Here is a 13279-nt window from a genome sequence, read left to right as displayed (position 1 = left end):
CGTCACTCTTCCTTTGCTGCTGCCGCGGGCAGTGCACACACGGATGCCATGAGGGAGCTCACCTCGTCGGGGGTGTAGCCGAGTTCGGTGAGGATCTGCTGCGAATGCTCCCCCAGCACCGGCGCGCCGCCCTTGAATGTGCCGGGCGTATCGGACAGGTGCATGACCATGCCGACCTCGCGGCACCAGCCGTATTCGGGGTGGTGGTGCTCGACAACCCGGTTCGAGTCGAGAGCCCATTCTTCCCAGAGCAATTCGGGCATGATCGGGTAGTCGAGCGGGATTTCCGCAGGTACGTCGTTGTTGTCCAGAAGCTTGAAGGCGGTTTCGGTGTCCAGGCCGGCGAACGCGGCGGACAGGGCCTCCGCGAGCACATCGGCGTTGACCGAACGGTCGACGTTCGTCGCGAAGCGCGTATCCGTCGCCAAGTCGGGAGTGCCGAGTGCACCGGCGAGCCGTGCGAATGCGGCGTCGCCGAACACAGCGATGGCGATCCACCCGTCGGCCGTGCGGTACAGACGGTAGAGCGGCGACCACCCCGTCTGATCGGCATCGAGTTCGTGTGCGGGAATTGCCTTTCCGTCGAGTGTCGCGGAGTGTTCACTGACGACGAACAGGCTCGAATGCAACTGAGGGCTCTCGACGGACTGTGTCTCGCCCGTGTTGAGTCGATGATTGAGCGCGAGCAGGACCGTGACGGCACCGAGGAATCCGTTGTACAGGTCTTCGTTGCCGATGACACGGCGGATCGGCGGGTTACCCTTGCCGGATCCCTCGAAGTTGAGACCGACCATTCCGGAGACCATCGGCGCGAACGACTTCAGGCTCGACTTCGGTCCGGCCGAGCCGAAGCCCGGGAGGTACGCGTAGATGAGGTCGGGGTTGATGGCCTTCAGCGTCTCGTAGCCCAGCGCGATCTTCTCCGCCTTGCCGGGCCGGTAGTTGTGCATCACCACGTCGGCGCCGGCCACGAGCCGGTGCGCGATCTCTTGCCCTTCGGGAGTCCGAAGGTCCAGGGCGATGTTGCGCTTGCCGCGGTTGGCGCCTTCGAACAGGTCGCCGAGGGGGCGCATCTGGTCGCCGATGAGCGGCTCGATCTTGGTGACGTCGGCTCCGAGGTCGGACAGCAGGCGCGCGCCGAATCCGGTGGCGAAATAGGAACTGAAGTCGAGGATCTTCACACCCTGCAGCGGCCGCGTCACCGGAGCAGGCTTGTCCGACAAGGGCGCCCAAACATCGGATCGCGCGATCTCGGCCGTGCGGGAGTTGTGCTCACCGACCTTCGGCGCCGGCGCCGGTGTCGCGGGCTTCGACTTCTCGAACCGGATCACCGGGCCGATCTGCTTGATCGTGCCGTGCTCGTCGTCGGGTAGTTCGATCGGTACACCTGCAAACGTGACCTGGTCGTCCTCGAAGATGTCCTCGGGATGATTGAGCGGCAGCGCAGCGATGTCGGCCGCGTGCAACAGGTCGAGCCATTCGTCTCGGTTTCGCTGCTTGAACGTTTCGGGGACCTGGTTGCGAGCGATGTCGAGCTCGACCTCATTGAGCGGCACGGCCATCTCGGGTCCGTCGATCGTCTGTGTCCGGTCTCCGAATCCGAGGATGTCCATCGACCGCTTGTACGCCCCGGGACCGCCGGTATGCACGATGAGCCACTTGCCGTCGGCGCACTGGAACGGGTCGGTGATGAGGCGTTTGTTGCCGAAGCCCTTCTGGTTGCCACTCCGCGCGAGGTACGAGATGTCCTTCTCGTTCCACCACCAGTTCATCGAAGCGATCGCAAGCATGCCGTCGAGCAGAGAGGTGTCGAGCTTCTGCCCGGTGCCGTTGATCTTCCGCGCGCGCAACGCCGTCAGGATGCCGATGGTCGTGATGAACGCGGTCCCGTACGACACGGTCGGGTGGCCCATGAAGATGGGGCCCTCACGGTGACCGGTCTGCTCGGCCATCTGCCCGAGACGGGCGTTGAGCAGGGCCTCGTAACCGGGGCGTGTCGCATGGGGACCGACGCTGCCGTATCCGGTCACCGACACGTAGACGAGTTCGGGGTATGCGGCGTGCAGGTCGTCGTAGCCGAGACCCAGTGCGTCCGCTTTGCCGACACCGAACGATTCGACGAAGACATCGGCGTTCGCGATGAGACCGCGGATTGCTGCGCGTCCCACTTCGGTATGCGGGTCCGCCTCGACGCTCCACTTGCCGCGGTCGGTCGACCTGCGGACATTCGACCCGGCGTCGGGGCCGCCGCCGGGACGCTCGACCTTGATGACGCGGGCGCCGTAGTCGGCCAGCATCATCGTGGAAATTGCAGCCGGCATGCCCCAGCTCGCGTCGATCACTACGAGTCCGTCGAGTGGACCAGCCATTGCACGCTCCTTCTTCTCACACGATGCCGCGCCGTACGCAGCCAGGGTTTCTTCGGTGTCCGTTGGTCTTCGGTGTCCGCCGAACGGACAGGATCGAGCCGCCCTAGTCGGACGAAGGCAGCGGCTTCGCCGTGACGAGCGCCATGGGTGCGCCGTGGCACGTGAACTGCCCTTCGCCCTTCTTGACGCAGATGATCTGGGTTTCGCAGGTGGCGCACGTGTAGCGCTTACCGACCTCGTTCATGTGAACTCCTGGGATGTGGTGATGGCAGCCCGGCCCGGAAGGCTATCGGCCGAACGTGACCTCGAGTGGTGCACCGCAGCAGGTCAGCGCCGAGCCACCGGCCTTGGTGACGATTGCTTCCGAGCCGCAGTTGTTGCAACGCAGACGGTTGCCGTTCGCGGCTTCGGTTCCCTCGGTGTTTGCTGCACCTGGATCTACTGCACTCATGTCCACTCCTTCGCCGTGTGATGGGTTCGGGGGCGGCGAGTCTGCGCCTGCGATCCCCTCGTGAACGTTACCTAGTTCACTATAATGATGCTCATAGATTAGGGCAAGTGATTTCGCCGCGCACTTCCACCGAGACGACCGCGTCCCCCGGCACCGCGCCCACCAGGGCAGCGAATACACGGGGGGCGTCGAGATAGTCGACACTGCGGGCAGCTGTCAGCCGCCGCTGGACATGTCGGGCAGGAACGTCGAGATCTCCGGGAAGAAGATCAGGATCAGCACGACCACAATGGCCATCGGCAGGAACCACAGCGACGCGACGAACACATCCTTGAGGGGAATGTTCTTGCCCATGTTGACTTCCGGATCCTTGCAGATCGAGTGGATCACCATCGCGAGGATGCCGATCGGGGGCGACAGAATCGCCAGTTCGCCCATGAAGACGACGAAGGCGCCGAACCACAGCATCGAGATGTCGAGGCTCTCGAGTGTAGGAATCAGGATCGGCACGGTGAGCACCATCATCGGGAGCGGCTCCATGAAGGCACCCAGGAGCAGGTAGACCACCATCATCAGCAGAAGGAACTCGACGCGACCGAGATTCATACTCGTCATGAGGTCTGCGAAGCTGTTGCTGATACCCGTCAACGTCATCATCCGCGAGAGCGCTTCGACACCGACGAGCAGGAGGAACACCGCGCCCACCGTCGACACCGTGCCGATGGATCCGTCGACGAGAGCCCGCCACGCCCCGCCGGTCTTACGCTTCCACAGGAACACGATCCCGACCGAGCAGAGCGCAGCAACTGCGCCCGCTTCGGTGGCGGTGAACACGCCCGAGAACATTCCGCCGATGATCACGATGATCAGCACCGGAACGGGCCACGCCGCAGCCAGGCTCTTGAAGCGCGTTCCCCAGGGGACCTTGCTGTCCGCGAGACGAGTTTCCTTGGTGCCGGCCAGATTCTTTCCGAACACCGCAATCAGGATGATCGCGATCGTGAACATGACCGAGACGAGGATGCCGGGACCGATGCCCGCGAGCAGCGCCTTACCGACCGGCACTTCCGCGATGCCCGCGTAGAGAACCAGGAGGATGCTCGGCGGAATCAGCTGGCCGGGCAGTCCGGCGACGATGACGGCACCCACTGCGAGGCGTCGGTCGTATCCGGCCTTGAGCATCTCCGGGATTCCGATGCGACCGAGCGCGTACGCGGTTCCCGTCGTCGACCCACTGACCGCTGCCAGTCCCGACCCCGCGATGTTGGTACCGACGGCGAGCCCACCCGGCATCCAGCCCAACCACTGACGAGCCGCCGTGTAAAGGGTGTCGGTCAGTCCAGAGCGCCACAGGAGCAGGCCCATGAGGACGAACATCGGCACGACGCTCAGTGTCCAGCTGGCAACCTGGTCGTAGGGCAGTGAGGTGAACACACTCTCGACCGTGCGTTCCCCACGAATCGCGTAGAGACCCGCGAGGGAGGGGATGATCATCGTCAGCGCGACGGGCACCCGCAGGCACAGCATCGCAATCATCATGACCAGCGCAGCGCACCCGATCGCGATCGGCGTCAGTGGCATGAACACCGCGGCGGTCGATGCGACGAGGACGAGCATGAGGATTCCGAAGACGGTCCAGGACTGAACGCTCGTCTTCTCACTCGGCCCGACCCGCGGTGGCCCCGGGGACAATTCCGGATTGTCGGTCGCTGTGGTGATCGTCATTTCTTCTCCGAGTCCGGCGTAGCTGTGGTCGAAGCGGAAGGGGTGGAGATGTGCCCGGCAGTCGCCGACTCTTCGGCCTCTACTTCCTCGTTGATGCGGGAGAGTTCGTCATCGATCGGGTCGGTGTCGTCCTCCGCGCCTCGTAGCGCACGCACTGCGGCGAGCGCCAGCTGCACGGTGAGCACACCGAATGCGAGGGGGACGAGGAAGTACACCGGCCATGCAACGACGGTCGACACTCCGGCCGTCTTACCGATATCGCGCGCGTGCAGAGCCTCTTCGAGGCCGTACCACGCGAACCCGAACATCACGACGACGCCGAGAATGTAACCGCCGGCCAGCACACCACGGCGCGCCCACTTGGGGAAGTAGTGCGTGACCAGGTCTGCGACGATGTGCTCGCCCCGAGCCTGGGCGGCCATGAAACCGAGCAGCGCGATGATCGGCAGGTAGATGTATTGGGTGATTTCGAGTGTGTTGGGGATAGGCGACGAGGCGAACGCGCGCAGGAGCGCGTTGGCCGTCACGTGGATCATCATGATGAACAACACGATGACTGCAGGCACTTCGATGAGTAACAAGAGCGGATTCGTCCGCTTGCTCGAAGCGCTCGGGGATGCGCTCATGTCAACTCCGCGGGTATTGAGGGGCGGCAGGCGTGGATGGACGCCCTGAGGTCATGTGGTGAGTAGCTGGACAAGTGCGGTGAGTGCTTCGCCGAGTCCACCGAGGTCGATGTCTTCGATCCGGATCTCGGATTCAACGCTGCGATGCATCATGCTTCCGCCTACCTGTCGTGCCTCGGCTTCGTCCACAGGGACGGCTTCAGCAGTCGTGATCTACATCACTTCTAAAGGCATATCATTCGCCTGGATTCGATCAGAGTCAAGCTTTCATGCGAATGATTTACCTGAACTGCCGTGCGTCCCGGACATGCACCCTGCGAGCGAGTACTTGACGGACCGAGACCGGCATCACAGAATCACAATAGATGATCACCATTATCTGCAATAGATGTCAATGCCGAGTGAGGATCCATGCCCCCCACCGACGCCTCCGAAGAGGCCACACGCAAGCCACTACCTTTGGCCGACGAGACCACCACTGCCTACTGGAACGCCGCACGTGAGGGGCGACTCGCGGTGCAGTACTGCGAGCCCTGTGCCCGCTACCAGCATCTTCCCGTGGACGCCTGTCCGAAATGCGGGGGCTCGGAGCTGTCCTGGAAAGACATGTCGGGCAGAGCGACGTTGTACTCCTACACGGTCATGCACGACGCACCTGCGCCCGGTTTCGCCGATCATCTGCCGTACATCGTCGTGGTCGCGGAACTCGACGAGCAGGAAAATCTGCTGATCACCACCAACCTTGTGGATGCGAACCCGGCCGAGCTGCGGATCGGGCTCCCACTCGAGGCGACCTTCGAAGAGTTGGCGCCCGGGGAAGTCGTGCCCCAATTCCGCCCCGCATCCCAGCAGAGGAGCGCCTGACCATGTGGGAATACCGCGACCAGGTCGCGATCGCCGGCATCGGCTACACCGAACTCATCCGACGCAACCCCCGCACACTGCTGTCGCTGACGGTCGAGGCCACCGATGCTGCGCTCGCCGACGCAGGCCTGACCCGTGCGGACGTCGACGGACTCGCCACCACACCGACCATGCCGGTCTACGGGGGCGCGAAGGGCAACCGCGACGGGATCGATGTCGTCACCCCCGGGCATCTCTCCGGAGCGCTGAGAATCCGAGACAACATAACCTGGCTCGGCAACACCATGCCGATGGTCACCCACGCCGCCATCGACGCGATCAACGCACTCGTGGCCGGAACCTGCACGCACGTCGTCCTCTACCGGGCACTGCACATGCCGCAGGGGAGGTACTCGAACTTCACGTCCGCACGGGCCGGCGGCAAAGACCAATTCTTCGCACCCTACGGTTTCTCGATGCCCGCGGGTTGGGCCGCCACCGTCGCCCGCCGATACCTCGATCTCGCCGATGCGACACGAGAGTCGTTCGCACGCTTCATCGTCGACAATCGCGAACGCGCACACCTGAACCCGAATGCGTTCTTCCGCGGGAAGAGTCTCACTACGGACGAGTACCTGTCGTCGCGCATGATCGCCGATCCCATCACCATGCTGGACTGCGACCTGCCCGTCGACGGCGCCGTCGCGATCGTGCTCACTCGCACCGACCGCGCCCGCGACCTGCCCAACCCTCCGGCGCTGATCTCCGGGTACGCCGCGAGCAACCACGTCGGGGCCACCGGTGTACCCATGACGCTCGAAGACATCCTCGCCGGCGCCGAAGCCACCGGTGACAGGCTCTGGAACGCCGCGGGGATCGGACGCGACGAGATCGACATCGCCCAGTTGTACGACGGGTTCTCGATCTTCACCTACACGTGGCTCGAAGGTCTGGGCTTCTGCGATCGTGGCGACGCCGCAGATTTCATCGACGAGGGTAATGCCCGACCGACCGGCAGCCTGCCGCTCAACACGGGCGGCGGATGCCTCGCGGAAGGCCGTCTGCACGGTATGACCCAGCTGACCGAAGCGGCCTACCAGGTGACGAATCGTGCCGGAGAGCGACAGATACCCGGCGCACAGCGGTCTGTCGTCACCGTGTCCAACGGGTTGGCAGGCTCGACCGCCTTCGTCATCTCGGCAGCGGGCTGAAACCGGAGAGGGGCGGGAGCGGTCACGCTCCTGCCCCTCCCCCGCTCGACTACGCCGTCACTCTTCGAGGCCCGCCATCTGCGCCGCGAACTTGCGGCGCGCGAGTTCCTCGAGTTCGGGGAGGTGATAGCTCGGGAACAGGCCATCGTGCGGTTCGGCGTCGCGCAGCAACTGCCGGGCAAGACCCACCTTGTGGATCTCGGTTGCGCCGTCGGCGAGGCCCATGTGGTAACTCTCGAACAACCATTTGCCCAGCGGAAGCTCCTTCGAGACGCCCAGGGACCCGTGCAGCTGTACTGCACGAGAGGTCACGTCGAGCAGCACCTTCGGCATTGCCGCCTTGACCGCGGCAATGTCCTTGATGACCTTCTTGTAGTCCTTGTAGCGGTCGATCCGCCACGCGGTGCGCAGCACCAGCAGCCGGAACTGCTCGATCTGCAACCACGAATCGGCGATCATCTCCTGGACCAACTGCTGGTCGCCGAGACGCTTGCCACGCGTCGTACGCGACACGGCGCGTTCGAGCATCATGTCGAGCGACGCCTGCACCAGGCCGACGGTGCGCATCGCATGGTGGATGCGGCCACCGCCGAGACGGGTCTGCGCGACCTCGAACCCTTGCCCGACGCCACCGAGGATGTGGTCCTTCGGTATCCGGACATCGGTCCACCGCGTGTAGGCGTGTGTACCGACCTCGTAGTCGTGACCCCACACGCCCGTGTTCCGGACGATTTCGACGCCCGGGGTGTCGGCCGGCACGATGAACTGCGACAGACGTTTGTGCGGCTCGGCATCGGGATCGGTGACCACCATGACGATGTAGAACGACGCGAAGCGTGCGTTGCTGCCGAACCACTTCTCACCGTTGATGACCCACTCGTCACCGTCGAGGACTGCAGTGGTCTCGAACTCGACGGGATTCGATCCGCCCTGGGGCTCCGTCATCGCGTAGCACGAGACGATCTCGTTGTTGATCAGCGGCTCGAGATAGCGCTCTTTGAGTTCGGGGGTGCCGTAGTGGGCGAGGATCTCGGTGTTGCCCGAATCCGGCGCCTGCGCACCGAACACGATCGGCCCCGAGTGGGTGCGACCGACGATCTCGTTGAGAAGTGCGAGTTTGAGCTGCCCGAACCCTTGGCCACCGAGTTCCGGTCCGAGGTGCGTCGCCCACAGACCCTTCTCCCGCACCTTGTCCTGCAGCGGCGGGATCAGCTTCTGGCGCAGCGGGTCTTGCAGATCCCATGCGTGGGTGATCACCTTGTCGACCGGTTCGACTTCGTTCTTCACGAATTCCTCGGCCCAGTCGAGGACCTCCTGGTATTCGGGATCTGTCTCGAATCCCCAGCTCATGCGCATTCCTTTCTCGAAAAGTCTTGTGTGCGTGGAAGGTCAACGCATCGCAGTACGGCCACCGTCGACCGGGATGATCGCGCCGCTGGTATAGGTCGATCCAGGGCCGGCGAGGTAGAGCGCGGCACCGACGATCTCGTCGGGGTTGCCTGCGCGCTCCAGCGGAAGTGCCTTGAACTTCTCCGCGACGATGTCCATGTCCCAAGACTTGCTGATGTCCGTCAGGAACGGGCCGGCCATGATCGCGTTGACGCGCACCGTCGGCCCGTATTCCTGCGCGAAGCCCTTGGTGATGATGTTCAGCCCGGATTTGGCGGCCGCGTACGGCAGGTCGCTCGGTGTGGGCCGTTCCGACGCGATGGAGCTGATGTTGATCACCGAGCCTCCGCCTGCCTCGATCATGCGCGGGGCGACGAGAGTGGTCAGGCGGAACGCGCCCTTGAGGTTCACGTCGAAGACCTTGTCGAACAACGCTTCCGTCACGTCGCCGAGGGAATCGTAGAGCGGCGACATACCCGCATTGTTGACGAGAATGTCGACACGGCCGAATTCCGCGTAGACCTGCTCGACGAGGTCTTCCTGCGCGTCCCAGTCGCCGACGTGACATGCGATCGGGAGAGCCCTGCGCCCGGTGGTCTCGATGATCTCGGCCGCGAGCCTCTCGCAGCTGTCGATCTTGCGGCTGACGATGACGGTGTCGGCACCGGCATTCGCAAACGCCAGCACCATTTCGCGACCCAGACCACGGCTTCCGCCGGTGACGAGTGCGACCTTCCCTTCCAAGGGCAGTGCCTGGTCGGTCATCGTGTTGCCTCCTTGTCGGGCGAGTTCATCCCGCCGGATTCGCGTGTCTTGCAGTCCTGCCCGGCCGGATCGCGCGTGAGTGGTACGACGGCCTTGCCCGTCGCGTTGCCGTCGAGCATGCCGAGAAACGCGTCCCACGCACCCCCGACACCACCGGTGAATTCCGTGTGGACGGGGCGGAGCGCGCCGATGCGGAGCCACTCGGCCATCCGGTCCTCGAATTCCTCGCGTGCGTCGAGGTGATCGCGAAGGAGGAAGCCTTCCATCCGGGCCCGGCGCCAGACGAGTTTGATGAGGTTGTTCGGCCCCGGCTGCGGGGTTGCGGAGTTGTAGATGCTGATCATCCCGCACAGGGCGATCCGCGCGTGGTCGTTGATCACCCTGATCGCAGCCTCGAGATGCTCGCCTCCGACATTGTCGAAGTACACGTCGAGGCCGGTCGCTCCCACCTCCGCCATCGCAGCGCGAAGCAGATCCTTGACGGGACCGTCGTGGTAGTCGAACGCGGCGTCTGCTCCGAGCTCCCGGATCAATGCCACCTTGTCCGGGCTACCGGCACTGCCGATCACGGTTGCGCCCCGCAGTTTTGCGATCTGCAGGACGGTGGCCCCCACGGCTCCGGCCGCGGACGACACGAAGACAACATCGCCCGACTCGATGCGGGCGATGCGTTCGCACCCCACCCAGGCCGTCATGCCGGGGAGACCCATCACTCCCAGATAGTCGGCGGGAGCGAGATCGTCGTGCGTGAGCACGGTGCAGTCGCCCGAAGGTACGAGAGCATGTTCCCGCCAGCCGTACTCGTGTTTGACCAGTGACCCGACCGGAACGGATTCGTCGGCAGAGTCGGTGACACGACCGATCGTGGGCGCAAGCATCGGCTCGTCCAGCGGATACGGCTCGGCATAGTTGGCCTCACCACCGATCCTGCCCCGCATGTACGGCTCGACGGACATCACGAGGTTCTCCACCCGCACGAAACCGGGCTCGGGAGAGCCGACCACGACATCGACGAGTTCGACATCGGATGTGCTCGGGCGGCCCGTCGGACGGGAACGGAGCACCCACTGGCTGCTTGCAACGAAAGACACAGGCACTCGATCTCAGGCAGACTCGGCCGTGACCTGTGCGACCAGATCACGACGCACGAGCTTGCCGGTGGCGGTCTTGGGCAGTTCGTCGACGAAGACGACGTCGTCGGGGGTCCGGGATCCGCGCAGTCGCTCACGGCACCAGGCCCGAACGGCCTCCTGCTCTGCGTGATCGTCGCCGGTCGGCACGATGACGGCGCAGATGCGTTCGCCCCATTCATCATCGGGGACACCGATCACAGCGACCTCGCGCACGTCGTCGTGGCGAACGAGGACGTCCTCGATCTCGGCGGGCGCGATGTTCTCGCCGCCGCGGATGATCGTGTCATCTGCGCGACCACCGATGAACAGGAACTCGTGGTCGATGCGGGCGCGGTCGCGGGTGGGGAACCAGCCGTCGGCGTCGAGCACCGAGCCCTTGCCCATGTATTCGCCGCTGACCTGCGCGCCGCGGACCCACAGCAGCCCGGTGTCGCCGTCGGCCAGCACTGTGACATCGTCCTCGGCGCGGATCTGTGCCTCCATCCCGGGCACGACCCGCCCGACTGAGGACAGGCGGTGACGCAACGCGGGATCAGCGAGGGCTTCGCGATGGTCGTCGGGTCCGAGCACCGCGATTGTCGAACTGGTCTCGGTAAGCCCGTAGGCGTTGACGAACCCGGTGTCAGGGAAGGCGACGAGTGCACGTTCGAGCACGGGCTGCGCCATCCGGGCCCCGCCGTACGCGAGCGACGCGAGCTTCGGAGCGCCCGCCGATTCGCCGCCGAGATGTTCGACGACGCGCGCGAGCATAGTCGGCACCACCATCGCGCTCGTGATCTCCTCCTCCCGGACGAGATCGAGCCAGCCCTGCGGGGTGAAGTCCGGCAGGTACACCATGCGGCGACCGGCGTAGATGTTGCTCAGGACGGCACCCATCCCTGCGATGTGGTAGGGCGGTGTGCTGATCAGGGTCGCTTGTTCCTCACCGGCAGAACCGAATTCGACGGTGTTGAACAGATAGGACGTCAGGTGGTGATGCCGGAGCAGTACGCCCTTGGGAGCGGAGGTGGTTCCGGAGGTGAACAGCACGACAGCGGTGCTGTCGTCGTCTGCCGGCAGATGATCGGACGGCCCTGCCGCGCGGGCTTCGTCGAAGAATTCGTCGCTGGTCAGCAGCTGTGCGGCTGCACCCTCGAGCTTGTCCTTGTATGCCGGGTCGGCGACGATCAACGGCGTGTCGAGCTGGGCGACGAGGTCGCGAAGCTGCTCGGTCGCGAGCCGGTAGTTCAGGGGCGCGATCGGTATTCCCGCCTTCGCCGACGCGAACGTGAGCAGAGGCAGGATGAGTCCGTTGACGCCCACGAAGACGAGGTGCGCCGCGCCGCGTTCCTTCAGGACGGTCGCTCCACCCGACGCGACATCGTCGAGCTGAGCGTAGGTCAGCCCCGACTCGCGGCGGCCGATGGCCACGCGGTCCGGGACGACCGAGGTCGCCATGTCGAGAACCATTTCGATACCCATTGCACCACCTGAATTGAACGATTCCGGGTTGTCCGAGCCCTCGCCGATCCACTGTCGCAGTAACCGGGCGCCGTAGTCGGACTCTAACAATCATGCGCCTGAATGTGAAGCTAATCATGACAATGGTTTGCACGAATGTGTAGAGTGCGGTGGAGAGTGGCCCCGGTCACCCACAAGCACATCCGCTCCGCGGCCGGCCCCAGTACTGCAAGGCACCGCCCGGACCATGATCGAAGATGAGGTGAACCCCGATGAACGATCGGGAGATGCTGGACGTCGACACCCTGACCTCCTGGCTCGACAGCGAAGGAGTCGGCACCGGGCCGATCACCGACGCTGTCACCCTGACCGGCGGAACCCAGAACATCCTGGTCCGCTTCGTCAGGAACGACCGTGAATACGTGTTCCGCAGGCCCCCACTACACAAGCGCAGCAACAGCGACGAGACCATGCGCCGGGAAGCGCGCGTCCTCACCGCGCTCGGAGGCACCGACGTTCCCCACCCGCGACTCGTTGCGGCATGCGAGAACCCGGACGTCATGGGCTTCACCTTCTTCGTCATGGACGCGATCAGCGGTTTCACCGCCACGACCGAGGTGCCCGAGCCGCACGCGTCGTCCGCGGAGCTACAGCACGCGATGGGGCTGGCCATGGTCGACGCCGCAGCTGCGCTCGGCCGCGTCGATCCCTTTGCACTCGGGCGGGCGCAGTACGATCGCGCCGAAGGATGGATCGAGCGACAGGTCGGGCGCTGGCGTAAGCAGCTGGATTCGTACCACGAGCTCGAGGGCTGGCCTGGTCCTGATCTCGACGGAGTCGACGAACTCGGCGCGTGGCTCGACGAACACCGCCCTACCGAGTGGCGCAAGGGTGTCATCCACGGCGACTTCCACTTCGGCAACGTCATGTTCCGGCACGACGGCCCCGAGGTCGCCGCGGTCGTCGACTGGGAACTCGCGACCATCGGCGACCCGCTCCTCGACCTCGGGCACCTGCTCGCGACCTGGCCCGACCCGAACGAGTCCCGCACCAAGGGCCTGGCCCGCCGGCTCGACGGCCTGCCGTCCCGAAGTGAGCTCATCGCCCGATACGGCGAGACGAGTGGCCGCGACATGACCGGATTCGACTGGTATCAGGTGCTGGCCTGCTACCGCCTGGCCATCATCCTCGAGGGCACACACGCCCGCGCGTGCGCAGGCAAGGTCGACGAGGCACTCGGGAAGCGCTTCCACGGCGTGTCCCAGTCCCTGCTGGACCAAGCTCGCGCACTCGTTTCCACATCACCGCAGGCCGTCTGAGCCTGTCT

At 64.7% G+C, this 13279-nt stretch carries 12 protein-coding genes; 3 read left to right on the top strand and 9 right to left on the bottom strand.

Annotated elements, in window-relative coordinates:
• Positions 1-2 precede the first annotated feature (2 nt).
• From Q7514_RS05515 to Q7514_RS05495, 5 genes are all read right to left on the bottom strand, one after another.
• The gene (locus Q7514_RS05515; RefSeq protein WP_330132246.1) at positions 3-2369 is read right to left on the bottom strand and encodes a CaiB/BaiF CoA transferase family protein; all 2367 of its coding nucleotides are present in this window, start codon (positions 2367-2369) and stop codon (positions 3-5) included.
• A 103-nt stretch (positions 2370-2472) separates the two neighbouring features.
• Positions 2473-2613 carry a hypothetical protein gene (locus Q7514_RS05510; RefSeq protein ID WP_330132245.1) on the bottom strand — a complete coding sequence of 47 codons (141 nt, stop codon included), beginning with the start codon at positions 2611-2613 and terminating at the stop codon, positions 2473-2475.
• A gap of 42 nt (positions 2614-2655) precedes the next feature.
• On the bottom strand, positions 2656-2820 hold the full coding sequence (locus tag Q7514_RS05505) for a hypothetical protein (RefSeq protein WP_330132244.1): 165 nt from the start codon (positions 2818-2820) through the stop codon (positions 2656-2658).
• Between the two features lie 216 nt (positions 2821-3036).
• A complete protein-coding gene (locus Q7514_RS05500) occupies positions 3037-4545 on the bottom strand; it encodes a TRAP transporter large permease (protein ID WP_330132243.1) in 1509 nt (502 codons plus the stop codon).
• Positions 4542-5171, bottom strand: coding sequence for a TRAP transporter small permease (locus Q7514_RS05495; RefSeq protein ID WP_330132242.1), 630 nt, complete (start codon positions 5169-5171; stop codon positions 4542-4544). Before Q7514_RS05495 ends, Q7514_RS05500 begins: the two co-directional genes overlap by 4 nt.
• Before the next feature lie 411 nt (positions 5172-5582).
• Between Q7514_RS05495 and Q7514_RS05490 the strand changes: the two genes are divergently transcribed.
• Both Q7514_RS05490 and Q7514_RS05485 read left to right on the top strand, forming a co-directional pair.
• Entirely contained in the window at positions 5583-6035 is a 453-nt protein-coding gene (locus Q7514_RS05490) for a Zn-ribbon domain-containing OB-fold protein (protein WP_330132241.1), read from the top strand.
• A 2-nt stretch (positions 6036-6037) separates the two neighbouring features.
• Positions 6038-7225 carry a thiolase C-terminal domain-containing protein gene (locus Q7514_RS05485; protein WP_330132240.1) on the top strand — a complete coding sequence of 396 codons (1188 nt, stop codon included), beginning with the start codon at positions 6038-6040 and terminating at the stop codon, positions 7223-7225.
• Positions 7226-7282: 57 nt separating this feature from the next.
• Here the strand turns inward: Q7514_RS05485 and Q7514_RS05480 are convergent, their stop codons facing one another.
• The 4 genes from Q7514_RS05480 to Q7514_RS05465 are packed head-to-tail and all read right to left on the bottom strand — an operon-like array spanning position 7283 to position 11973.
• Positions 7283-8575, bottom strand: coding sequence for an acyl-CoA dehydrogenase family protein (locus Q7514_RS05480; RefSeq protein WP_330132239.1), 1293 nt, complete (start codon positions 8573-8575; stop codon positions 7283-7285).
• 39 nt (positions 8576-8614) lie between these two features.
• Positions 8615-9379, bottom strand: coding sequence for an SDR family NAD(P)-dependent oxidoreductase (locus Q7514_RS05475; protein ID WP_330132238.1), 765 nt, complete (start codon positions 9377-9379; stop codon positions 8615-8617).
• Complete coding sequence (locus Q7514_RS05470; protein WP_330132237.1) at positions 9376-10470, bottom strand: NADP-dependent oxidoreductase; 1095 nt, start codon at positions 10468-10470, stop codon at positions 9376-9378. Before Q7514_RS05470 ends, Q7514_RS05475 begins: the two co-directional genes overlap by 4 nt.
• Positions 10471-10482: 12 nt before the next feature.
• Positions 10483-11973, bottom strand: coding sequence for a class I adenylate-forming enzyme family protein (locus Q7514_RS05465; protein WP_330132236.1), 1491 nt, complete (start codon positions 11971-11973; stop codon positions 10483-10485).
• A gap of 251 nt (positions 11974-12224) precedes the next feature.
• Between Q7514_RS05465 and Q7514_RS05460 the strand changes: the two genes are divergently transcribed.
• Positions 12225-13271, top strand: a complete 1047-nt coding sequence (locus tag Q7514_RS05460) for a phosphotransferase family protein (protein ID WP_330132235.1) — start codon at positions 12225-12227, stop codon at positions 13269-13271.
• Positions 13272-13279: the final 8 nt, after the last annotated feature.

It is taken from the genome of Rhodococcus artemisiae (assembly GCF_036327795.1).
Lineage (GTDB): Bacteria > Actinomycetota > Actinomycetes > Mycobacteriales > Mycobacteriaceae > Rhodococcus > Rhodococcus artemisiae.
The sequence above is the reverse complement of the archived record's forward strand: the minus strand, read 5'-3'. Positions and strand labels throughout refer to the sequence as shown.

Excerpts from the sequence above, each read along its gene's own strand:
- Q7514_RS05515 (WP_330132246.1), bottom strand. The coding sequence starts at position 2,369 with ATGGCTGGTCCACTCGACGGACTCGTAGTGATCGACGCGAGCTGGGGC.
- Q7514_RS05510 (WP_330132245.1), bottom strand. The coding sequence starts at position 2,613 with ATGAACGAGGTCGGTAAGCGCTACACGTGCGCCACCTGCGAAACCCAG.
- Q7514_RS05505 (WP_330132244.1), bottom strand. The coding sequence starts at position 2,820 with ATGAGTGCAGTAGATCCAGGTGCAGCAAACACCGAGGGAACCGAAGCC.
- Q7514_RS05500 (WP_330132243.1), bottom strand. The coding sequence starts at position 4,545 with ATGACGATCACCACAGCGACCGACAATCCGGAATTGTCCCCGGGGCCA.
- Q7514_RS05495 (WP_330132242.1), bottom strand. The coding sequence starts at position 5,171 with ATGAGCGCATCCCCGAGCGCTTCGAGCAAGCGGACGAATCCGCTCTTG.
- Q7514_RS05490 (WP_330132241.1), top strand. The coding sequence starts at position 5,583 with ATGCCCCCCACCGACGCCTCCGAAGAGGCCACACGCAAGCCACTACCT.
- Q7514_RS05485 (WP_330132240.1), top strand. The coding sequence starts at position 6,038 with ATGTGGGAATACCGCGACCAGGTCGCGATCGCCGGCATCGGCTACACC.
- Q7514_RS05480 (WP_330132239.1), bottom strand. The coding sequence starts at position 8,575 with ATGAGCTGGGGATTCGAGACAGATCCCGAATACCAGGAGGTCCTCGAC.
- Q7514_RS05475 (WP_330132238.1), bottom strand. The coding sequence starts at position 9,379 with ATGACCGACCAGGCACTGCCCTTGGAAGGGAAGGTCGCACTCGTCACC.
- Q7514_RS05465 (WP_330132236.1), bottom strand. The coding sequence starts at position 11,973 with ATGGGTATCGAAATGGTTCTCGACATGGCGACCTCGGTCGTCCCGGAC.
- Q7514_RS05460 (WP_330132235.1), top strand. The coding sequence starts at position 12,225 with ATGAACGATCGGGAGATGCTGGACGTCGACACCCTGACCTCCTGGCTC.